General features: G+C 65.8%; 14 protein-coding genes and 1 tRNA gene. 13 read left to right on the top strand and 2 right to left on the bottom strand.

The features are described 5' to 3' along the window. Positions 1 to 3: 3 nt before the first annotated feature. From ACFPOU_RS14800 to ACFPOU_RS14755, 10 genes are all read left to right on the top strand, one after another. Positions 4 to 1,269 carry a glutamate-5-semialdehyde dehydrogenase gene (locus ACFPOU_RS14800; RefSeq protein ID WP_379722594.1) on the top strand — a complete coding sequence of 422 codons (1,266 nt, stop codon included), beginning with the start codon at positions 4 to 6 and terminating at the stop codon, positions 1,267 to 1,269. A 27-nt stretch (positions 1,270 to 1,296) separates the two neighbouring features. After that, positions 1,297 to 1,710 carry a CopD family protein gene (locus ACFPOU_RS14795; protein ID WP_379722591.1) on the top strand — a complete coding sequence of 138 codons (414 nt, stop codon included), beginning with the start codon at positions 1,297 to 1,299 and terminating at the stop codon, positions 1,708 to 1,710. A 150-nt stretch (positions 1,711 to 1,860) separates the two neighbouring features. After that, positions 1,861 to 3,090: a THUMP domain-containing class I SAM-dependent RNA methyltransferase gene (locus tag ACFPOU_RS14790; RefSeq protein WP_379722588.1), complete on the top strand. Its 1,230-nt coding sequence runs from the start codon at positions 1,861 to 1,863 to the stop codon at positions 3,088 to 3,090. 3 nt (positions 3,091 to 3,093) lie between these two features. Continuing rightward, on the top strand, positions 3,094 to 4,374 hold the full coding sequence (locus tag ACFPOU_RS14785) for a multidrug effflux MFS transporter (protein WP_379722585.1): 1,281 nt from the start codon (positions 3,094 to 3,096) through the stop codon (positions 4,372 to 4,374). A gap of 317 nt (positions 4,375 to 4,691) precedes the next feature. Beyond that, positions 4,692 to 6,788 (top strand): HDOD domain-containing protein, encoded by a 2,097-nt coding sequence (locus ACFPOU_RS14780; RefSeq protein ID WP_379722582.1) that lies wholly within the window; start codon positions 4,692 to 4,694, stop codon positions 6,786 to 6,788. Between the two features lie 7 nt (positions 6,789 to 6,795). Continuing rightward, complete coding sequence (locus ACFPOU_RS14775; RefSeq protein ID WP_379722579.1) at positions 6,796 to 9,048, top strand: EAL domain-containing response regulator; 2,253 nt, start codon at positions 6,796 to 6,798, stop codon at positions 9,046 to 9,048. Between the two features lie 24 nt (positions 9,049 to 9,072). Then, on the top strand, positions 9,073 to 10,635 hold the full coding sequence (locus ACFPOU_RS14770; protein WP_379722576.1) for a tetratricopeptide repeat protein: 1,563 nt from the start codon (positions 9,073 to 9,075) through the stop codon (positions 10,633 to 10,635). A gap of 74 nt (positions 10,636 to 10,709) precedes the next feature. After that, positions 10,710 to 13,484, top strand: a complete 2,775-nt coding sequence (locus ACFPOU_RS14765) for a M16 family metallopeptidase (protein WP_379722572.1) — start codon at positions 10,710 to 10,712, stop codon at positions 13,482 to 13,484. 115 nt (positions 13,485 to 13,599) lie between these two features. Beyond that, positions 13,600 to 14,832: a putative DNA modification/repair radical SAM protein gene (locus tag ACFPOU_RS14760; protein ID WP_379722569.1), complete on the top strand. Its 1,233-nt coding sequence runs from the start codon at positions 13,600 to 13,602 to the stop codon at positions 14,830 to 14,832. Beyond that, complete coding sequence (locus tag ACFPOU_RS14755) at positions 14,829 to 16,343, top strand: UdgX family uracil-DNA binding protein (protein WP_379722566.1); 1,515 nt, start codon at positions 14,829 to 14,831, stop codon at positions 16,341 to 16,343. Before ACFPOU_RS14760 ends, ACFPOU_RS14755 begins: the two co-directional genes overlap by 4 nt. Here the strand turns inward: ACFPOU_RS14755 and ACFPOU_RS14750 are convergent. Both ACFPOU_RS14750 and ACFPOU_RS14745 read right to left on the bottom strand, forming a co-directional pair. Beyond that, on the bottom strand, positions 16,327 to 17,511 hold the full coding sequence (locus ACFPOU_RS14750; protein ID WP_379722563.1) for a flagella assembly protein FlgT middle domain-containing protein: 1,185 nt from the start codon (positions 17,509 to 17,511) through the stop codon (positions 16,327 to 16,329). The genes ACFPOU_RS14755 and ACFPOU_RS14750 overlap by 17 nt on opposite strands. Continuing rightward, complete coding sequence (locus ACFPOU_RS14745; protein WP_379722560.1) at positions 17,501 to 18,034, bottom strand: LPP20 family lipoprotein; 534 nt, start codon at positions 18,032 to 18,034, stop codon at positions 17,501 to 17,503. The genes ACFPOU_RS14750 and ACFPOU_RS14745 overlap by 11 nt, the downstream gene beginning before the upstream one ends. Positions 18,035 to 18,324: 290 nt before the next feature. Here ACFPOU_RS14745 and ACFPOU_RS14740 point away from each other — a divergent pair, with 290 nt between their 5' ends. The 3 genes from ACFPOU_RS14740 (at position 18,325) to ACFPOU_RS14730 (ending at position 21,767) form a co-directional block, all read left to right on the top strand. Next, positions 18,325 to 19,365, top strand: a complete 1,041-nt coding sequence (locus ACFPOU_RS14740; RefSeq protein ID WP_379722557.1) for a TraB/GumN family protein — start codon at positions 18,325 to 18,327, stop codon at positions 19,363 to 19,365. 167 nt (positions 19,366 to 19,532) lie between these two features. After that, complete coding sequence (locus ACFPOU_RS14735; protein ID WP_379722554.1) at positions 19,533 to 20,618, top strand: sugar-transfer associated ATP-grasp domain-containing protein; 1,086 nt, start codon at positions 19,533 to 19,535, stop codon at positions 20,616 to 20,618. 1,075 nt (positions 20,619 to 21,693) lie between these two features. Further along, positions 21,694 to 21,767 (top strand) — tRNA-Gly (locus ACFPOU_RS14730). The last annotated feature ends 70 nt before the right edge of the window (positions 21,768 to 21,837 follow it).

The following is a 21,837-nucleotide window of genomic DNA, read 5'->3' as shown; positions in this document are numbered from 1 at the left end:
ACCATGGACATCACCGACTACATGCACACGCTGGGCCGCAAGGCCCGCGCCGCGTCGCGTGCGATGGCGCGCGCAGACGGCGCCACGCGCAACCGCGCGCTGCTCCTGATCGCCGAGGCGATCGAACGCGATGCGGCCGCCTTGTCCGCCGCCAACGCGCTCGACCTCGACGCAGCCCGCGCCGCCGGCCTGGCGCCGGCGCTGCTCGACCGCCTCGCCTTGTCGCCCGGCGCGATCGCCACCATGATCGAAGGCCTGCGCCAGATCGCGACCCTGCCCGATCCGATCGGCGAGATCTCGAACATGAAGTCGCGCCCGAGCGGCATCCAGGTCGGCCAGATGCGCGTGCCGCTGGGCGTGATCGGCATCATCTACGAGGCGCGCCCGAACGTGACGGTCGATGCCGCCGGGCTGTGCATCAAGAGCGGCAACGCGGCGATCCTGCGCGGCGGCTCGGAAGCGATCCACTGCAACCGGGCGCTGGCCACACTCGTCACCGAAGGTCTGGCCAGGGCCGGCCTGCCGCTGGACGCGGTGCAGGTGGTCGACACCGTCGACCGCGCCGCCGTCGGTGCCCTGATCACGATGCCGCAGTATGTCGACGTCATCGTCCCGCGCGGCGGCAAGGGCCTGATCGCGCGCTTGATCAACGAGGCCACGGTCCCGATGATCAAGCACCTGGACGGCATCTGCCACGTCTACATCGACGACAAGGCCGATGTGGCGAAAGCGCTGCCGATCGCCTTCAACGCCAAATGCCACCGCTACGGCACCTGCAACACGATGGAGACGCTGCTGGTGGCGCGCTCGGTGGCGCCAACGGTGCTGCCGCAACTGGCGCAGCTCTACCAGGCCAAGGAAGTCGAGCTGCGCGCCGACGCGGAAGCGCGCGCGATCCTGGCCGGTTATCCGCACCTGGCCGCGGCCGTCGAGGAAGACTGGAGCACCGAATACCTGGCCCCGATCCTGGCCGTGAAAGTCGTGGCCGGCATCGACGAGGCGATGGACCACATCGACCGCTATTCGTCGAAGCACACGGAAGCCATCGTGACCGAGGACTACAGCGCGGCGTTGCGGTTCTTGCGCGAGGTCGATTCGGCCTCGGTGATGGTGAACGCCTCGACCCGCTTTGCCGACGGCTTCGAATACGGCCTGGGCGCCGAGATCGGCATCTCGAACGACAAGCTGCACGCGCGCGGCCCGGTGGGGCTGGAAGGCCTCACTTCACTCAAGTACGTCGTGTTCGGTCACGGCGAAGTACGCAGCTGATCAACGATAAAAACCCACAAGGAACCCATGTACCTCTGGATCAAAGCCTTCCACATCATCTTCATCGCCTCCTGGTTTGCCGGCCTGTTCTACCTGCCGCGCCTCTACGTCAACCTGGCACAGGAAAGCGATGCGGCAGCGACCACGCGGCTGCTCGGCATGGCACGCCGCCTGTACCGTTTTACGTCGATCCTCGCCATTCCGGCGCTGCTGCTGGGCATCTGGCTATGGCTGGGATTCGACATCAAGGGCGGCTGGCTGCATGCGAAACTGGCGCTGGTGGTGCTGGCGATCGGCTACCATCACGCCTGCGGCGCGATCCTGAAGAAGTTCGAGGCGGGCGTGAACCGGCGCAGCCACACCTGGTTCCGCTGGTTTAACGAAGTGCCGGTCGTGCTGCTGGCGCTGATCGTGATTCTGGTGGTCGTCAAGCCGTTTTGATTTTACGGCGCCGACCTGCGTTGAACCCACGGGCGGCAGAGCCGCCCACCCAACGGGTCTGATTCGGGATCGCGACCCAAGCAAATGCAATTGGCCGGCGGCGGCGGCGCTTCCGGCCCATCTTTTTCATCAACGGACAAAGGGTACCCCATGACCTCCTATTTTTGCCCCTGCCCACGCGGCATGGAAGCGGCACTGGCCGAAGAACTCGCTGAAATCGCCCAGGCGCACAGCAGCACGTTGAAAGTCCACAACCAGGTCCCTGGCGGCGTGCACTGCTCCGGGACCCTGGTCGACGCCTACCTGGTCAACCTGCACTCGCGCATCGCTTCGCGCGTACTGATGCGCATGGGCCAGCGCAGCTATTCGACCGAGAACGACATCTACGACCTCGTGCTCGAGCAGCCCTGGGAAGACTGGTTCGGCGTCGACCACACGATCCGGGTCGACGTCACCGCCGTCAAGTCGCCGCTGCGCAGCCTCGAATTCACGACCCTCAAGATCAAGGACGCGATCTGCGACCGCTTCCGCGACCAGTTCAACAAGCGGCCCTCGGTCGACACGCGCGAGCCGGACATGCGTATCGTCGGCTTCCTCGACGCGCGCAATTTCATCATCTACCTCGATACCTCGGGCGAAGCGCTCTTCAAGCGCGGCTGGCGCGAGGAAACCGGGGATGCGCCGCTGCGCGAGAACCTCGCGGCCGGCCTGCTGCGCGTGGCCGGCTGGAAGCCGGGCATGCCGCTGTTCGACCCGATGTGCGGCTCGGGCACGATCCTGGTCGAGGCGGCGCAAATGGTGCAGGGCATTCCGGCGGGTGCGCGGCGCCGCTTCGCCTTCGAGAAATTCGCCGACTTCGACCGCGCGGCCTGGCAGGCGATGAAGGGCGCGATCAAGGCCAATCCGCTGCCGGCGGAACCGACGATTTTCGGCTCCGACATCTCGGGCGACATGGTCGAGATGACACGTCACAACCTGAACATCGCCGGCATCCTGTTCGACGTGCCCCTCAAGCAGATCGAAGCCCAGCATGTCAGCCCGCCTGTGGCGGGCCCGGGCATCCTGCTCACCAACCCACCCTACGGCGAGCGCATCGGCGTGCGCGGCGACTCGACCGTGCCGGCCGACGAGATGGCCGTTTCCTTCTATTCGGCGCTCGGGACCACGCTCAAGCAGCGCTTCGCCGGCTGGACCGTGTTCCTGTTCACGGCCGACCTGTCGCTGCCCAAGCTGCTGCGCCTGAAGGAAGCGCGCAAGACGCCGTTCTTCAACGGCGCCCTCGAATGCCGCCTGTTCCGCTTCGACATGGTGGCCGGCTACAACCGCCGCGCGGAAGCCAGGCCGAAGCAGGACGCGAGCGCGAACCCGGCCCAGGAATAAACGATGCTGCCGCCGACCGACCCGGACCAGCTGCCGAAAGATCCGGTGCTTCCGGTGCCCCTGCCGGCGCCGCACCGGATCGTCATGCTGTCGGCCGGCGGCCTGGCAACCCTGCTGGCCGGGCTGTCGATGCTCGGACCGTTCTCGATCGACGCTTACCTGCCGGCTTTCCCGCAGATCGAGGCCAGTTTGAACGCCTCGCCACTGGAAGTGCAGCAGACGCTGACGGCCTACATGCTGGCCTTTGCCGGCATGGTGCTGTGGCATGGCGCGCTGTCGGACGCCTTCGGGCGCCGCAACGTGATCCTGGTGGCCCTGGTCGTGTTCGCGATCGGCACCTTCGGCTGCGCGGCGGCGTCCACCGTCCATTACCTGTGGGTGTTCCGCATCATGCAGGGGGTGTCGGCCGGGGCCGGGGTCGTGGTCGGACGCGCCATCATCCGCGACCTGTATTCGGACGCACCGGCCGCGCGCCTGCTGTCGATGGTGACGATGATCTTCTCGATCGCGCCGGCCGTCGCGCCGGTGCTGGGCGGCTGGATCGTCACCTGGTTCGACTGGCGCGCGATTTTCCTGGCGCTGTGCGCCTATACGGTGCTGCTGTTCTGGGTGAGCTGGAAGCATTTGCCGGAAACCGTGCCCCCAAGCCGGCGCCAGCCCTTCAATCCGCGCTTCCTGGCGCAGAGCTACGGCGCCATCTTCGGCTCCTTCCTGTTCCACATGAAAGCGGGCGTCACGGCCCTGAACTTCGCCGGCCTGTTCCTCTACATTACAGCCTCGCCGGTGCTGCTGCCGGTGCACCTGGGCCTCGGTCCGTCCGAATTCGCCTGGCTGTTCGTGCCGACCGTGGGCGGGATCTTCCTCGGTTCGATGACGGCCAACCGCATGGCCGGCAAGACCAGCTTCGCGCGCCAGATCGGGATCGGTTTCGCCTTCATGCTCGGCGCCGTCACCTTCAATGTCGGCTACCACCTGTTGCTGCCGCCGGCACTGCCCTGGACGGTGCTGCCGATGTTCTTCTTCACTTTCGGTAGCGCGCTCATTTCGCCGGGCGCCACGCTGCTCGCGCTCGACCTGTTTCCGCACATCCGCGGCACGGCCGCGTCCTGCCAGTCCTTCATCGTCACGCTGCTGGGCGCGATCGTCGCCGGAGTGATCGCGCCGGCGCTGTCGCACTCGGTGCTGGCGCTGGCGCTCGGCCAGGCCGGGTTTGCCGTGCTGGCACTGGGTTGTTGGTCGACCTCGCGCCATTACCGGCGCGTGCTGGCCCGCAATGGAAGGTGAAATGTCCAGGAAATGACCCACATTGTTGACATTAAATTAATAAATTGTCACCCACATGCGTCATACATACGTCAAAATACGCACTTTTGACGGAAAGTATTGTTCCCAATCAGAAATGTCTATATGCTAAGACCTTCGTTTTTATCTGGATCAACAATAGGAATCGCCATCTGCTCCAGAGATGCATAAGTGTCATGTTGTGGTAGCCCTGCTCGGGAATGCCACCCCGAAAACTTCGTACTGTGGCGCCGTTTTAGACAATGCACCTACCTGACCAGGATATCCGCAATCGGCTGCTGATTGCCCGGCTGCCCGCAATGCCGCAGATACTCATCAAGCTGATCGGGCATTTGCAGGCCGACGACCTGGGCATGCCGGAATTGGCCGCCCTGATCGCGAACGACGCTGGCATGACCGGCAAGCTGCTGACCACCGCCAACAGCTCGGCCTACCACCGCAGCCATCGCGGCGTCAATCTCGAACAGTCGCTCGTCGCTCTCGGCACCGACATGATCAAGACGCTGGTCATCAGCGACTCGGTATTCCAGACCTTTAACAGTTTTCCGCATTCGGGCAGCACCGACCTGCGCGCCTTCTGGAAGAAGTCGCTGGCCGCGGCCGTCATCGCGCGCGACATCGCGCGCCGCATCGACTACCCGCACCTGGAAGAAGCCTACCTGGCGGGCCTGTTGCACAATGTCGGGCGCCTGGCCCTGCTTGCCGCCGCGCCCAAGGAATACGCGTTCAACTTCACCGCGCTGGACGACGAAGACCTGTGCGCCGTCGAACAGCGCACGCTGCAGATCACCCACGCCGAAGCCGGCGCCTGGCTGGTCGAGCGCTGGCAGCTCGATTCCTTCCTGGCCGACGCCGTGCTGTACCACCACGAGTCGAGCGAGCGCCTCGAATCGGCCCATCCCCTGATCCGCATCGTGCGCATGGCGCACCTGATGTCGAGCCATGCAAACGACAGCGCGGCCCTGGCCGGCGGCGCCGCCCTGTGCGGGCTGGATGCAGGCGAACTGCCGGCCATGCTGAGCGCCGCCGCGCGCCAGGTCGACCAGGCCGCCGCCCACCTCGGCATCGATCTCAGCGGCGCTGACGACATCCCGACCCCGCCCGCGTATGCCCCGCCCGTCGTCGACCCGGTCCAGCAGCGCTTGTCCGAAGAAGTGCGCAACCTGGTCCTGGTCTCGGAAGTGGGGCAGACTTTCGCGCGCCAGCAGGGCGAGTCCGACCTGCTCGAATCGATGACGCGTTCGGCGCGCATCCTGTTCGACTTCGATACCACCGTGATCCTGCTGGAGAACCCGACCGGGCAGATGCTGATCGGCGCGCCCATCGGCAGCACCCAGCGCATCGCCGAATTCACCATCCCCCTGAACAAGGGCGGGCCGGTCGCCGGCGCCGCCCTGGAGCGCCGCACCGCCTATGTCCAGCGCGCGGGCCAGCCGCTCGGCCTGGCCGAAGAACAGCTGTTTCGCATGCTCGGCACGGACAGCCTGGTCTGCCTGCCGCTGGTGGCCGGCAACCGCTGCCTGGGCGTGATGGTGGGCGGCGTGGCCGCCTGGCAGGTAGCCGGCTGCCAGAAGCGCGAGCGCTTCCTGCAGTCGTTCGGCACCCAGGCCGCCGCCGCGCTCGAGGCCGCGCTCGCGGAGCGCGGCAACGCGCGCCGCCAGCTCGCCAGCGTGGTCGAGGAGTACCGCGAAGCCTCGCGCCGCGTGGTGCACGAGGTGAACAACCCGCTTTCGATCATCAAGAACTACCTGAGTGTCCTCGATAGCAAACTGGCGCGCCACGAACCTGTCAGCACCGAGATGTCGGTGCTGAACGAAGAGATCGACCGCGTCGGCCAGCTTATCGGCAGCCTGGCCGAACTCAAGCCGCAGGAAAGCGGGCCACGCCCGCTCGACGTGGCGAAAGTCGTCGACGAGGTGGTGCGCCTGTTCCGCGCCGGCCAGTTCGTACCGGACGGCGTCCAGATTGCCACCGCCATGGGCGAGGATGCGCGCCTGGTCGAAGGCGACGCCGACCTGCTCAAGCAGGTCCTGGTCAACCTGGTCAAGAACGCGGTCGAGGCGCTCGCCGGCAGCGGCGGCGGGCGCATCGACATCGTCAACCGCGGCATCGTCCACCGCGAACGCAGGCTGTACCTGGAACTGGCCGTGACCGATACCGGGCCGGGCCTGGCGCCGGAAGTGATGGCCAACCTGTTTTCAAGCGTACGCAGCACCAAGGACGGCGCGCACCGCGGCCTGGGCCTGTCGATCGTGCATGGCCTGGTGAAAAAAATGAACGGACAGATCGCCTGCCGCAGCGGCAGGGGTGGCACCGCCTTCGAAATCCTGCTGCCGGCCTGGTCCGGCGCCAGCACAGTGCCGGCCTTGATGGCGCGCGCCCTGGGTTCTGTTTAGGGTCATGATGAACGAGTACCGCGCCAGTGGACATCCGGCCTTGCCTAGCCAGTGCGACGATAGCGCTCCCCAGGCGCGCCTGTTGCTGGTTGACGACGAGCCACGCCTGCTTGCCTCGCTTTACGAGCTGCTGCGCGACCGCGGCTTCGACCTGACCACGGCCGGCTCCGGCACCGAGGCCATCGCCCACCTGTCGCGCGGCCATTTCGACCTGGTCCTGCTCGACTTGCGCCTGCCCGACATCGGTGGCCACGAGATCATGGACTTCATGAACGCGCGCGGCCTCGACGCCGACGTGATCGTGATGAGCGGCGAAGTGGGCATCGACGCGGCGATCGGCGCCCTCAAGCGCGGCGCCTACGACTACCTGCGCAAACCCTACAGCCGTGAAGAGCTGATGAAAACGGTCGGCAACGCGCTCGCGCAGCGCCGCCTGGCCGCGGCCAACACGCGCATGGCCCAGCAGCTGGAAAACTCCGAGAAGATGTACCGCTACCTGGTCGACAGCTCGCCGGACATCATCTATACGCTCAATCACGAAGGGCGTTTCACCTTCGTGAACGACCGCGCCTACCAGCTGCTCGGTTTCTCGCGCGACGAACTGATCGGCAAACACTATTCGATCCTGGTGCACGACGAAGACCTGGAACGGGCGCGCTATGTCTTCAACGAGCGCCGCGTCGATGAACGCGCCTCGCGCAACGTCGAGCTGCGCCTGAAGTGCCGCGGCGCCAAGAGCAACAGCGGCGAGCGCACCTTCAACAATACCCTGATGACGATCTCGCTGAACTCGATCGGCATGCACGTGCCCGACAGCGAGGTGCAAAAGCTCGAATTCTTCGGCACCTATGGCGTCGCGCGCGACATCACCGACCGCAAGCGCGCCGAGGAAGTCATCTCCTACCAGGCCTACCACGATATCCTGACGGATCTGCCGAACCGCATCCTGTTCAAGGATCGCCTCGGCCTTGCCGTGATCCAGGCCAAGCGCAAGCTGACCGAACTGGCGGTGATGTTCATCGACCTCGACCGGTTCAAGCTGGTCAACGACACGCTCGGCCACGTCAAGGGAGACGAGCTGCTGCAGCAGGTGGCGGTGCGCTTGAAGGAATGCCTGCGCAAGGGCGACACGCTGGCGCGCCAGGGCGGCGATGAATTCACCATCGTGCTGCCCGAACTGCGCGACCGCGACGACGCGCGCATCATCGCCGACAAGTTCCTGGAAAGCCTGCACCGTCCGTTCGACCTCGACGGCCACGAAGTGCACATCTCGGCCTCGATCGGCATCGCCATCTATCCCGGCGACGGCGAATCGATCGACGAACTGCTGCGCCACGCCGACATCGCGATGTACCAGGTGAAAGCGCTGGGCAAGAACGGCCACAGTTTTTATCACGACTCGATGCTCGACGTGTCGCACCAGAAGATCGCGCTGGAGCAGGCGCTGCGCCGCGCACTCGAACACAACGAGCTGGAGATGTATTACCAGCCGCAGATCGATTCGACGAGCGGGCGCATCGTCGGCGCCGAGGCGCTGATGCGCTGGAACCATCCGACGCGCGGCTTGCTGTCGGCCGGCGAATTCCTGCCCTTCGCCGAAGAGAACGGCTTGATGCTGCCGATCTCGGACTGGATGATCGGCGCGCTGTGCCGCGACATGCTGCAGTGGAACCTGGCCAGCGGCCAGGCGGTGCGCCTGTCGCTGAACCTGTCGCCGCAATACCTGGACCGCGGCGACTTCTTCGAGAAGATGCGCGGGGCGCTGGTGCGCTACGGGATTTCGCCGGCGCAGATCGAGGTCGAGATCACCGAGAACATCTGCATCCGCAATCCGCAGTACGCGATCGAGCAGTTGAACAAGCTGTGCCAGCTCGGCGTGTCGGTCGCGATCGACGACTTCGGCACCGGCTACTCGTCGCTGTCCTACCTGCACCGCTTCCCGATCCACACGATGAAGATCGACCAGTCCTTCGTGAAAGAGATCCACGATCCGGACGGCCACTATCCGGTGATCCTGGCGATCATCTCGATCGCGCGCGGCCTGAACCTGCACCTGGTGGCCGAAGGGGTCGAGACCGACACGCAAGCCGATTACCTGCGCGCCAACGGATGCGAGACGATGCAGGGCTACCTGTTCCACCGCCCGATTTCGTTATCGAACTTCATCGGCGTGCTGCGCGGCCAGGCGCCGCCGGCGTCCGCGCTGCCCGGCGCCGGACAGCCGATCGTGTTCCCCGTCCCGCGCGCGATGCGCGCTTGAGCGCGGCCCATGGAAAGCGCGGCCATGCCCGAGCCTGGCGCCGAGCGCCATACCGCCGATTTCTTGCGCATCAGGGCGCAGGCCGAGCGCGGCATCGCCAGCGCCCAGCACCAGCTGGGCTTCATGTACGTCAACGGCCAGGCCGTGCCGCGCGACTATGCGCTGGCCGTGGCGTGGTACCGCAAGGCCGCCGCCGCCGGCCTCGAACAAGCCCAGTACAATCTCGGCGTCATGTACCAGAAGGGGCAAGGCGTCGAGCAGGATCACGCGCAGGCGCTGTACTGGTACCGCTGCGCGGCAAGCCAGGGCTATGCGCCGGCCCAGTACAACCTCGGCTGGCTGTATGCGAAGGGGCAGGGCACGGCGGCCGACGTCGGGCAGGCGCTGCACTGGTTCAGCCAGGCGGCCGGCCAGGGCGACCCCGGCGCCCAGCACAACCTGGGCATGATGTTCGACGGCGGCAAGGGCGTGGCCCGGGATACCGATGCGGCCCTGAGCTGGTACCGGCGCGCGGCCGAGCAGGGCTATGCGCGCTCCCAGTTCGCGCTGGCGCTGCGCTACGACGGCGGCCAGGGAGTGGCGCGCGACCCGGTCCAGGCACTCGACTGGCTGCGCCGCGCCGCCGAACAGGGCCACGCGCCGGCCCAGTTCAATCTCGCGCTGCGCTTCGACAAGGGCCAGGACCTGGCGCAGGACAGCGCGCAGGCGATTCATTGGTATCAACGCGCCGCCGAGCAGGGGCACGCCAGTTCCCAGTTCAATCTCGCCCTGATCCACGACAGCGGCCACGGCGTGGCGCGCGACGAAGCGGCCGCCTTGCGCTGGTACCGCCGTGCCGCCGAACAGGGGCACGCCGCCGCCCAGGACAACCTCGGGCTGCGCTGCGAACACGGCCAGGGCGTCGACCGCGACCCGGCGCTGGCCGCCCACTGGTACCGCCAGGCCGCCGCGCAAGGACTGCCGGCGGCGCAATACCATCTCGGCCAGCTCTACGATAACGGCAATGGCGTCGAACACGATCCGGCCCAGGCGGTCCACTGGTACCTGCAGGCGGCGCAGCAGGGGCATCTGCGCGCCCAGTTCGATCTCGGCCTGCGCTACGAGAACGGCGTAGGCGTGGCGCAGGATGCGGCGCGCGCCCTGGGCTGGTACCGGCGCGCGGCCGACCAGGAATACGCGCCGGCCCAGCACATGGTGGGCGTTCTGCTCGAACGCGACGGCACGGGCGACCCGCGCGAGGCGGCGGGCTGGTACCGCAAGGCGGCCGACCAGGGCCACGCGCTGGCCCAGTTCGCGCTGGCGCTGCGCTACGACAGTGCCCACGGCGTGGAGCGCGATTACGAAGCTGCCCACTTCTGGTACCTGTGCGCGGCGCGCCAGGGCCATGCGCGCGCGCAGTTCAACCTCGGCGTGATGTACGCGGCGGGACAGGGCGCGCAGCGCGATCTGCTGCAAGCCTACGGCTGGCTGGCGCGCGCCGCCGGCGCCGGCCTGGCGGGCGCCGAGCCTTACCTGAAGCGGATGACGGCGCGCATGGATGCGGGCCAGCTGGCGCTGGCGCAGGGCTTGTCGCAAGAGGCGGCCTGAGTACTCGCACTGCCGCGCACCCGCCGCCTTGCACCGCATCCGCCCACCATAAGCACACCACCCCACGGAGACCCATGAACAAAGCGCTACTCGCCGCACTGGCCCTTGCCTGCGCCTCGGCCGCCACGCTGCCGGTGCCCGCCGCATCGGCACCGGCAGCCGCCGCCGGCAAGACACCATCGTTCGACCGCAAGGCCTACACGATCGCCCACAAGAAGTTCGTGCTGCCGAACGGCCTGACCCTGGTCGTGCATGAAGACCACAGCGTGCCGGTAGTCGCCGTCAACATGTGGTACCACGTCGGTTCGCGCAACGAGAAGCGCGGCAAGACCGGCTTTGCGCATCTGTTCGAGCACTTCTTCTTCAACGGTTCCGAAAACTACCCGCATGGCTTTCGGGAGGCGATGGACGACCTGGGTGCGAACAACCGCAACGGCACCACCAATACCGACCGCACCAACTTCTTCGAGGACGTGCCGGTGTCCGCGCTCGAGCGCACCCTGTTCCTCGAGTCCGACCGCATGGGCTTCCTCGGCAACTACATCTCGAAGGAGATGCTCGAGCGCGAGCGCGGCGTTGTGCAGAACGAAAAGCGCCAGGGCGAGAACCAGCCGTATGGCCGCGTGCGCAACGAAATCGGCGCCAAGATGTATCCGCACTCGCACCCGTACTCGTGGTCGACCATCGGCAGCATGGAAGACTTACAGGCCGCCTCGCTGGACGACATCCGCGAGTGGTACCGCACCTACTACGGCCCGAACAACGCGGTCATCTCGCTGGCCGGCGACATCACGCCGGAGAAGGCGCTGGAACTGGTGACCAGGTATTTCGGCGCGATCCCGCCCGGCCCGCCGCTGCCGCGCACCGAGCGCTGGATCCCCACGCTCGAACGCAATATCCGCGACGAGATGCAAGACCATGCGCCGCAGGTGCGCATCTACCGCAGCTGGCATGCCGCTGCCTGGCGCGACGCCGACACCCCGCGCCTGGCGCTGCTGGCCGACGTGCTGGCCGGCTCGAAGAGCGCGCGCCTGGACAAGCGCCTGGTCTACGACCAGGGCCTGGCGACCAGTGTCAGCACCCATGTCAACGACGCCGAACTGGGCGGCACTTTCAACATCGTCGCCACTGTCAAGCCGGGCGTCGACCCGCTGGCAGTCGAACGCGAGATCGACGCCATCGTCGCCGAGCTCCTGGCCAAGGGGCCGAGCGCGGCCGAACTGGCGCGCGTGAAGACGCGCACCCTGGCCGATTTCTCGCGCAGCCTCGAGCGCCTGGGCGGCTTCGGCGGCCGTTCCGACGTGCTGGCCGAGAGCATGACCTACGGCGGCACGCCGGACGCCTACCTGACGCGCCTGGAGCAAATGGCCGATGCCACTCCGGCGCAGGTAAAAGCGGCCGGCAACCGCTGGCTGCGGGCGAACCATTACACGATGACGGTGCGCCCGTTCGCCAGGCTGGCGGCAGTGAAATCGACGATCGACCGCAAGCTGCTGCCGGCGCTGGGCGCGGCGCCCGACGTCAAGTTCCCGGCCATGCAGCGCGCGCAGCTGAAGAACGGCCTGAAAGTGATCCTGCTCGAACGCCACACGGCGCCGATCGTGAACGCGACGCTGGCGGTCGACGCCGGCGCGGCCTCGGACAGCAGCGCCAGGGCCGGCGCCGCCTCGCTCGCGCTCGACCTGCTCGACAAGGGCACGACGACGCGCGACACCTTCGCGCTGTCGGACTCCCTGGAAAACCTGGGCGCGCGCCTGTCGACCGCTACCAGCGCCGACCAGTCGCTGGTGCGCCTGCAGACCCCATCGGCCAACCTGGCGACTTCACTGGGTATCATGGCCGACGCCGCGCTGGCGCCAAGCTTCCCGCAAGACCAGTTCCTGCTCCAGAAGTCGCGCCGCCTGGCCCAGATCGGCCAGGAGAAGGCGCAGCCGAACAGCCTGGCCATGCGCGTCATGCCGGCCCTGCTGTACGGCCAGGAGCATGCCTACGGCAAGCCTGCCAGCGGCTTTGCCGGCAGCATCGAAGCGATCACGCGCGAGGACCTGGCGCAGTGGCATGCCGCCTGGTTCCGTCCCGGCAGCGCCACCATCATCGTCGCCGGCGACACCACGATGGACAAACTGCTGCCGGCCCTGGAAGCTTCGTTCGGCCGCTGGGCCGCCGGCAGCGCGCCGAAGAAACCGTCCGCGCATGCCGCGACGAGCGCCGGCAGCAAGGTCTACCTGATCGACAAGCCGGACGCGCCGCAATCGACCATCGTCGCGGCCCACCTGTCGCTGCCGCACGGCCAGCCGGAAGACCTGGCGATCGAGCCGGTGATGCACAACTTCGGCGGCATGGCGACCTCGCGCCTGAACCGCAACCTGCGCCTCGACAAACACTGGAGCTACGGCACCAGCGCGCGCCTGCTCGACGTGCGCGGCCAGCGCAGCTTCATCACGACGGCGCCGGTGCAGACGGATAAAACCGTCGAGGCGATGCGCGAAGTGGCCAAGGAGATCAAGGGCGTGGCAGGCGAGCGTCCGCTGGCCGGCGCCGAGTACGACAGCGTCATGCGCAACATGACCGCGCGCCTGGCCGGCCGCTTCGAAACCCTGGCTGCGCTCGAAAGCGCGGCCCTTGCCAGCGTCAACCTGAACCTGGCGGAGGATTACTGGCGCCGGTATGCGGCCGATTTGAAGGCCTTGACGCCGCAGCAGCTGGGGCAGGCCGCGGCCAGGTTCGTGCAGCCGCAGCAGGTGGTCTGGATGGTGATCGGCGACTTGCGCAAGGTGGAAGCGGGGATCCGTGCGCTGGGCTGGGGCGACGTCGTCGTGCTGGACCAGGACGGCAAGCCGTTACGCTAGGTTAGTGCGACGGTTCCGGTGCCTGAACCGGGATTGTCCCGCCGCCCTGCGCGTGCGGCCGGTGCAGCTTTCCGGGCTGCGATATACTGTACACCCATACAGTTTCTCCGGCCCGATGAAACTTTCCGACAAGCTTGAAATCCTGGCGGACGCCGCCAAATATGACGCCTCCTGCGCCAGCAGCGGGGCGCCCAAGCGCGCTTCCGACGGCAGCGATGGCGGCATTGGCGCAACTAGCGGCATGGGCATTTGCCACAGCTACACGCCCGACGGCCGCTGCGTTTCGCTACTGAAAATCCTGCTCACCAATTTTTGCGTCTACGACTGCCAGTACTGCGTCAATCGCCGTACTTCGAATGTTCCGCGGGCACGTTTTTCGGTGGCCGAAGTGGTGAAACTGACCCACGATTTTTATTTGCGCAACTACATCGACGGCCTGTTCCTCAGTTCCGGCATCATCCAGTCGAGCGATTACACGATGGAGCAGCTCGTTGCCGTCGCGCGCACCCTGCGTGAAGTCCACAATTTCCGTGGCTATATTCACCTGAAAACCATTCCCGACGCCGATCCGGCGCTCATCGCCGAGGCCGGCCGCTACGCCGACCGCCTGTCGGTCAACATCGAGCTGCCGACCCATGACAGCGTCACGCGCCTGGCCCCGGAAAAGAACGTTCACACCATCAAGCTGGCAATGGGTGCGATCCGCCGCAAGCTCGACGAAAAGGCGCAAGAGCCGAAGGCGCCAAGCTTTGCCCCGGCCGGTCAAAGCACGCAGATGATCGTCGGCGCCGATGCCAGTGACGACCAGACCATCCTGAACACGGCCGAGACCTTGTACGGCAGCTACAAGCTCAAGCGCGTGTACTATTCGGCCTTCAGCCCGATTCCGTACAGCCCGGACAGCGTCCCGCTCGCGCCGCCGCCGCTGCTGCGCGAGCACCGCCTCTACCAGGCCGACTTTTTGCTGCGCAGTTATGGCTTCACGGCAGGCGAACTGATGCCGGCGGCCGGCAACCTGGCGCTGGACGTCGACCCGAAGCTGGCCTGGGCGCTGTCGAACCGCGACCATTTCCCGATGGACCTCAATCGCGCCGATGCCGAGATGATCGCCCGCGTGCCCGGCATCGGGCTGCGCAACGCCAAGCGCATCGTCGACCTGCGCCGCCTGCGCCGCATTCGCTGGGAAGACCTGTCGCGCCTGCGCTGCAGCATGAAGAAAGTCGCGCCCTTCGTCGTCACCGCCGACTACAAGCCGGCGCAAGGCCTGGCCAGTTCCGACCTGCTGCGGCGCCACCTGGGCGCGCCGGCCGAGCAGATGAACCTGTGGCCTGAACTGCAGGCGGCATGAACGCGGCGGCCCTCGTTGCCGCCGGCCAGCCGCTGGTGGTCTCCAGCTTCCCCGAGTGGCGTACGGCCGCGCGCGACCTCCTGATGCACGACATCGCGCCGGAACTGGTGACGTGGAACGAGGCCGGCACGCACGCCGTCGACCTGTTCTCGGGTGCGCCGGCGGCCGATCCTTCCGCCGATAATGTCCCTGCCGGGCCGGCCCCGGCACCGCCCGCACCGGCGCAGTCGCCGCGCATCCCGCGCGCGTTCATGGACATGCTGCAGTCGGCCGCCTGCTGCCGCGTGCCCGACCGCTGGGCTTTCCTGTACCGCGTGATCTGGCGCTGGCAGCACGGCGAGCACGACGTGCAATCGCCGGCCGACGTCGACGGCGTCAAGCTCGCGGCGATGGTGAAAGCGGTGCGCCGCGAGGAGCACGACATGCATGCCTATATCCGATTTCGCGAGCGTCCCGTCGATGCCGGTCCGCCGCGCTTTGCCGCCTGGTTCGAGCCGCGCCACGACGTGCTGCCGCAGGTGGCCGAACACTTCGTCAAGCGCATGGGCGGCGTCACCTGGATGATCGGCACGCCCGAGGCCAGCGTGATGTGGGACGGCGCCACGCTGCACCATACCGGCCCGTTGATGAGCAGCGCGGCCGACCTGGACGATGCCGGCGAAGCGCTCTGGCTCACCTATTACCGCAGCATCTTCAATCCGGCGCGCGTCAACGCCCAGCTGATGCAAAGCCATATCCCGTCGCGCTTCTGGAAAAATCTGCCGGAAGGCGCGATCGTGCCGGCTATGGTCAGCAACGCCGAGCTGGGCGCGCGCAGCACCGGCCAGGCCCAGGCCGTCGGCAGGAAAAGCGGTTTTACCATTCCGATTGCCCCGGCCGATGCCCAGCCCGAACGCCAGCAGCCCTCGAAACTCGACGAATGCCGGCGCTGCGACTTGTGGCAGCACGCGACGCAAGCCGTGGGCGGGGAAGGACCCGCGAAGGCGCAGATCATGCTGGTGGGCGAGCAGCCGGGCGACCAGGAAGACCTGGCGGGCAAGGCGTTCATCGGGCCGGCCGGCCAGCTGCTGGACCGGGTATTTGCGTCCGCCGGGCTGGAGCGGCGCGAGATCTATCTGACCAACGCCGTCAAGCACTTCAAGTGGGAGCCGCGCGGCAAGCGGCGCCTGCACAAGACGCCGGCGCAGAAGGAAGTCGAGGCTTGCAGCTACTGGCTCGACAAGGAACTGGCGTCCGTCAAACCCAGGGTGATCGTGGCGCTGGGGGCGACGGCATTAAAGGCCGTGCTGGGCAATGGGAATGCGAAGCTGGGAGAGTCGATCGGCAAGGCGATCCGGCATGAGGACCGCTGGGTGGTGACCGTGTACCACCCGTCGTATATCCTGCGCGTGCCGGACGAGGCCACCAAGCGCCAGGCGTTCAATGTGATGGTGGAGGGGTTCAAGTTGGCGCAGCAGTTGCTGGAGCGGCCGCCGCAAGAACCGTCGGCGTCATCTACCGGTCCGGCATGACCGCGACATCGAAGCGCACCATATCCCCGGCGCTGACCTGGCGCGCGGCCGCGGGCGGCGTCACGGTCCCGATCGCAAACCCCGGCTGCACCTGCACGATCGACAGCGTCCCCACCGGCGACTCGACGGTCCCGAGCGGCACGCGCGGATCGGCGCCGTACACCTGCTGGCGCGCGTCCTGGCGGTAGATCACCAATTGGTCCCCCGGCGCGACCGACGAGGTGCTGCCGGCGTCGATGAAGATGCGCTCGCCCTGCACCTGCACCACCCTGGCCATGAAGGGCAAGGCAGCGATATCGGCCGCGATGCCGGCGATGCCCTCGTCCAGCGCGCGCAGGATCGCGCCGCCAAAGGGGGTGGCGGCGAAGCTGGCACTGCCGAAAGGCTTGTCGCGCCCGATGCGCTGTGCGCCCACCTGTTCGACCATGGCCGTACGCTGTGCCAGCAGGGCGCCGGAAAGACCGTCGTGCACATAGAAGGCGAGCTCGATGCGGCGCGCGTTCTTCCTGATCAAGCCGTAATACGTGGGCTGCTCGAAACGGCTGGCGTCGACGATCTCGCCCGACACGACGAACTGGCTTTCGTACAGCGCGGCCAGGCGGCGCACGGCGGCCGTGTCCGCGCTCGGGCCGGTGGCGCCGGGCGAGAGGACGTAGGGGCTTTCCTTGCCGAGGAATTTGCCGGAAGCGCCCATGCGGCGCAGCAGCTCCTGCGGCAGGCGGATGGCGATGTCGTCGACGTCGTCGAGCTGCGGCGAGCGGCGCACGTGGAAGGGCGTGACGACGAGCTTTTTCTTGTAGCCGAGATCGACGCTGCCGCGCGGGCGCGCGTCGGCTTCGTCCACCGCGATTCGCACGTGCAGCAGCTGGCCGGCCTGCCATTCGCGCAGCACTGTATAACGCGAAAAATCGGCGGTCGGCTGGACGCGGCTGCTGCCGACCGTCTTGCCCCCAGTGGCGGCGCCGGCGGCCAGGTCGACACGGGCGCCGCTGCGCAGGCCGAGCTGTTCGAGGGCGTCGCGGATGGCGTTCTGGCGGGCGCGCGCCAGGCCGCCGTCGGCGACCGAGGCCACGCCTTCGGCTTCGATCGGCGCGGCGCGGGCGGGGATGGAAAGATTCAGCAGCAGCGCCAGCAAGGCGCCGCCAAGCAATCCGGACTTACCGGGCATGGTAGAACGACGCGCCGTAGGCGGCGCCGGAACCGGCATTGCCCACCAGGGTGCGCGCGTTCTTGGCCGCCGTCGGGGCGGCATGCGCGGAAGGAGCGGGGGATTGGGCCGCATTGGTGTCGAAATCCATCTCCACGGTCGTCTCGTAGGTGCCGTCTTCGCGCTGGACGTTGTTCGTCACGCGCGCGCCACGGATGAAGGCGTCAATATACACCTTGAAACTGTCGTCTTTCAGCGCCAGCGAGCCAACCGTGCTGCCGCCTTCGATGCGCAGGCCGTAGACCTGTTCGGCCATGGCGCGGTAAGCGTCCAGGCGCGCGGCGCGCATGGCCAGCAGCTTGCGCTGGGCCGGCGCGACGCGGTCGCACTGGCCGTCGCAGGCGGCCATGTTGACGGCGCCGTAGCCGGTGGCGTTCAGGGTCACGATGGCCGGCTGCGCCGGGACGGGTTTCGACATGCGCATGGCGCCGCAGGCGGACAGCAGCGAAGCGGCGGCAAGGATGAGGACAGCGGCGAGTTTCATGATCGATCCGGGTAAGTGCAGGCGCCAGGTGGCGCTATCAGTCTGGATAACGGCCGTTGGCGCCGGATCTTGATGGCTGCAGGAAATATTTATCCCAAAATCGCGCCTGTCCGTGCGTGGGTTGCCAGCGTGTCGCGCTTCCCTCGCGCACCGTCCCGCGCGCGCGGCACGCGAAAGCCGCCTGCCCGAGTTATTAGCCATGCATATGGCTCTTGTAACATCTTGTCGCTTGCATATATCGATTAGTGGCAACACAATATCGTTCGGCTAACAACTAGAAAGATGCCACGATGTTGAAACACGTCATTCCCGCCTTGTGCCTGTGCTTCTTGCGCTTGCCCGCATGGGCACAAACCGAGGCGCCGCCGGTCGCTTCGCCGGCCGCGGCGAGCGCGGCGGCCGTGCCGACCATGGACGATGGCGAGGCGATCCCGCAAACGATCCTCGTTTCCGGCAGCCGCCCGGGACCGGGTTTGTGGAAGGTATCGAAGGACGGCAAGGTGATGTGGGTGCTCGGCACCTATGCGCCGCTGCCGGCGCAAATGGAATGGCGCTCGAGCAGGGTCGAGCGGGTCATCGCGACCTCCCAGGAATACCTGAAGGCGCCGGGTGTCTCGATCGAGGTCGGCTTGGGAGCCGTGACGGCGCTGCCCTTCCTGATCGGAATCAAGAAGAATCCGGACGGCGCCGAACTCAAGGACGTGCTGCCACCGGCGCTGTATGCGCGCTGGGAGCCCTTGAAGGCCAAGTTTTTCGCCAACGACAGCGGTATCGAACGCCAACGCCCCGCCTTCGTCGCCGGGGAACTGTATGCACGCGCCCTGAAGCAAGCCGGACTTTCGGGCGGCGACGCGGTGCGCATCCAGGTCGGAAAACTGGCGGAGAAGCACAATCTCAAGTTCACGGACGCCACCTATCGCGTCACCATCAAGGATCCCGGCAAGGCGGCGCGCGAGTTCAAGAAGTCGGCAATGGACGATGTGCCTTGTCTGCTGAAAACGATTGAAAGCCTGGACACCGACGTCGAGGCCATGCGCGCCCATGCCAATGCCTGGGCGATCGGCGACCTGGACGACATTCGCAAGCTGAGCTTCGACGACCGGGCCAATGCCTGCATCCACGCCCTGAGTACGGGTTCGCTCGGGAGAAATCAGCCGGAACTCAAGACCGCGCAGGAGACTGCCCTGGCGCAATGGGTCGCCGCTGCCGAGAAGGCGCTCGCCACCAATGCGAGCACCTTCACGGTCGTGCATATCAAGGAAATCCTCAATCCGAAAGGCGTGATCGCGACGCTGCAGGCCAGGGGCTATACGGTCGAAGCGCCGCAATAATCCCACAAGGTCCTGTGCGCGCCCGTCGTCGTTGCGCAGCGCCCGTCCGGCAAGGCCCGATTGAAGCGGGCTGAACTGTTAATGCGTTATCATGTTTGCCCCCGTTCGTGCACGATCCGCACTGGTGCGGGGCCCAGGGGCAAACCTGTCAAGTAAAGGGTAGAGCAATGAAGCTGTCAAAAGTACTGGATGTCGCCTCGCAGTACATGCGCGCGCAGCGATATGCCCTCTCGTCGATCAGACGTCCGTCCGACATGCATCTGCTTTGGGGCCCCCTCTATGCGCGTACGAATCTCGGCCTCGGCGCCAAGTTGTTTTCGCTCTACAGCCTGGCCGACGTGCCGAAGCACACCTGGTCGGATTACCTCGACAACGAGCCGCTGAAGAAGCGCTATGCCGCCATCGCCTCGAAAGAGGGGTGCGAGCTGGCCGACAACAAGATCAAGTTCTTCGAGCATTGCAGCCGGCACGCGATACCGACGGCGAACATTGTTGCGCTGATTACCAGAGCGCCTGCCGGCGACAGCACGATTCCCCATGTGCTGGCGGCAGCCGACCTGGCCAGGGTGCTGGCGCCCGGTGAATACTTCGTCAAGCCCGCCAGCGGTTCGCACGGCAAAGGCGCGTTTTCGCTCAGCGTGACGACGTCGAGCGTGCACTGGAGCGGCGGTCACAGCGGCAGTTTCGACGATCTGCGGCACTACTGCGAAGAGGCGCTCGCCTACACGCGGGCCTTGATCGTCCAGCCCAAGCTGTCGAACCACCATGTCATCAAGGGCATCACGCAGTCGAAAGGCTTGTCGACGATCCGCGTCGTCACGATTCGGCATCGAGGCAGGATCGATGTCATTGCCGGCGCCGTCCGTATCGTCGTCGGCGAGTCCGACGTCGACAATTTCTCGCACGGCGCCAGCGGCAACCTGGTGGCGGCCGTGGATATCGGCACCGGCGAGATGATCACCTCGATCGGGTCGAAGTCCAAGACCTGGCCCGCCATGCAGGACGTCGCGGTCCACCCCGGCTCGGGCGCACCCATCCTCGGCGTCATGCTTCCCTGCTGGCCTGAAGTGCTGGCGCTGGTGACCAAAGCCCACGAATCGATCGAGGGCTTGCACACGGTCGGCTGGGATGTCGCGATCCTGGAAGACGGTCCGGTCATTGTCGAAGCGAACTGGCGCTACGATATCGATATCCTGCAGGTCGCCTATAAGCGGGGGTTTCGGAAAGTCATCGACGAGAAACTGGACTGTTAAGTATTCGACCGCGCATCAATGTTTTTTGATTCCAGAACCGGCGCGTTGCTGTGTTGGCTCCGCTCCGCTTGCAGGGCTTGCAGTGCCCGCACTGCGTTGCACGTGCCGGCTTGCAGCGCATCCGGTTCTGTTCGCAAAAATTCACATTTATTTCCGGTCGAGTGAGTAGGCGCAGGCCAGGCGGCATCAGTTGCTGTGTCAAAATGGCCAGGAGTCGCGTAGAATACGCGGCAATGCGGGTGTAGCTCAATGGTAGAGCAGAAGCTTCCCAAGCGTGCGACTCGAGTCGCGTACAGGCCCTGTCGACCCTTCACACCACGTTAAGAGTGTGAGAAGTCCGGCATTGTTGTAAGTTGTACACACGGCGAAGGCCGTATAAGAAATTGTCTTGCTGGCTGCGAAGCGCCGGCGTTCATATTATGAATTTTGTTCGTTCATGATCTGGATGTCCAAGTGGAGTACCTGACAAGACCAAGGGTTCAGCCCTTTGTAGCCTAGGATCGGCGCGTCACTGGCAACGGTGGGGTGTTATAGCGATCTGACAATGAAGCCACCTTACGGGGTACGCCATATCCCGCGAGGGGTCTGGCGTGAGTTCGGGAGTTGCACCCGGATGAGGAGCTAGGCTGGGTTGGATGGTTAATGTAATGTGAACTGCTAGTAAACACCGTCAAGCTTAACGAGCCAAACGCAACTGGGCTCTGCCAAAATGGCAAGTGATTGGTTGTCTGGCTGCTTGGTCCAGACACGCTGACATAACATCACCGGTGAAAAGGCAGGACCTTCCCAACTCTGTTGCTTATACGGAACGAGGTAAGCCTGATGTGACCGTCTGTGTGGTTCGCAGACAAGGACTGAACGAGAGAACGGTCTGATGTCGCAAGCAGGTAAAGGATGATGGAAAAAGCGAACGCCTCTCTGTAACGGAGGGGATAGGGGATGAAACGATCGCCCTGACGCGAAAGCGTGCAGACTTCCATCAGGTGATCTGTCGCAAGATAGGTCTGTAAAATCACACCCACGGGGATAACGTATATCCCCGTCGGGGAAAATGCGTCTATCCCTTTGGGACAAGGCGGGTGTAGCTCAATGGTAGAGCAGAGGCTTCCCAAGCCTACGACGAGGGTTCGATTCCCTTCACCCGCTCCAGTCACCTAGGGAAGCGCTGATCAATTGACGATTTTCAGCGGACCTCCCTTTTTTTGCGGCAAAGACCAGC

It is taken from the genome of Massilia jejuensis (assembly GCF_042656795.1).
Taxonomy (GTDB): Bacteria; Pseudomonadota; Gammaproteobacteria; order Burkholderiales; family Burkholderiaceae_D; genus Telluria; species Telluria jejuensis.
The sequence above is the reverse complement of the archived record's forward strand: the minus strand, read 5'-3'. Positions and strand labels throughout refer to the sequence as shown.

Excerpts from the sequence above, each read along its gene's own strand:
- ACFPOU_RS14800 (WP_379722594.1), top strand. The coding sequence starts at position 4 with ATGGACATCACCGACTACATGCACACGCTGGGCCGCAAGGCCCGCGCC.
- ACFPOU_RS14795 (WP_379722591.1), top strand. The coding sequence starts at position 1,297 with ATGTACCTCTGGATCAAAGCCTTCCACATCATCTTCATCGCCTCCTGG.
- ACFPOU_RS14790 (WP_379722588.1), top strand. The coding sequence starts at position 1,861 with ATGACCTCCTATTTTTGCCCCTGCCCACGCGGCATGGAAGCGGCACTG.
- ACFPOU_RS14785 (WP_379722585.1), top strand. The coding sequence starts at position 3,094 with ATGCTGCCGCCGACCGACCCGGACCAGCTGCCGAAAGATCCGGTGCTT.
- ACFPOU_RS14780 (WP_379722582.1), top strand. The coding sequence starts at position 4,692 with ATGCCGCAGATACTCATCAAGCTGATCGGGCATTTGCAGGCCGACGAC.
- ACFPOU_RS14775 (WP_379722579.1), top strand. The coding sequence starts at position 6,796 with ATGAACGAGTACCGCGCCAGTGGACATCCGGCCTTGCCTAGCCAGTGC.
- ACFPOU_RS14770 (WP_379722576.1), top strand. The coding sequence starts at position 9,073 with ATGCCCGAGCCTGGCGCCGAGCGCCATACCGCCGATTTCTTGCGCATC.
- ACFPOU_RS14765 (WP_379722572.1), top strand. The coding sequence starts at position 10,710 with ATGAACAAAGCGCTACTCGCCGCACTGGCCCTTGCCTGCGCCTCGGCC.
- ACFPOU_RS14760 (WP_379722569.1), top strand. The coding sequence starts at position 13,600 with ATGAAACTTTCCGACAAGCTTGAAATCCTGGCGGACGCCGCCAAATAT.
- ACFPOU_RS14755 (WP_379722566.1), top strand. The coding sequence starts at position 14,829 with ATGAACGCGGCGGCCCTCGTTGCCGCCGGCCAGCCGCTGGTGGTCTCC.
- ACFPOU_RS14750 (WP_379722563.1), bottom strand. The coding sequence starts at position 17,511 with ATGCCCGGTAAGTCCGGATTGCTTGGCGGCGCCTTGCTGGCGCTGCTG.
- ACFPOU_RS14745 (WP_379722560.1), bottom strand. The coding sequence starts at position 18,034 with ATGAAACTCGCCGCTGTCCTCATCCTTGCCGCCGCTTCGCTGCTGTCC.
- ACFPOU_RS14740 (WP_379722557.1), top strand. The coding sequence starts at position 18,325 with ATGTTGAAACACGTCATTCCCGCCTTGTGCCTGTGCTTCTTGCGCTTG.
- ACFPOU_RS14735 (WP_379722554.1), top strand. The coding sequence starts at position 19,533 with ATGAAGCTGTCAAAAGTACTGGATGTCGCCTCGCAGTACATGCGCGCG.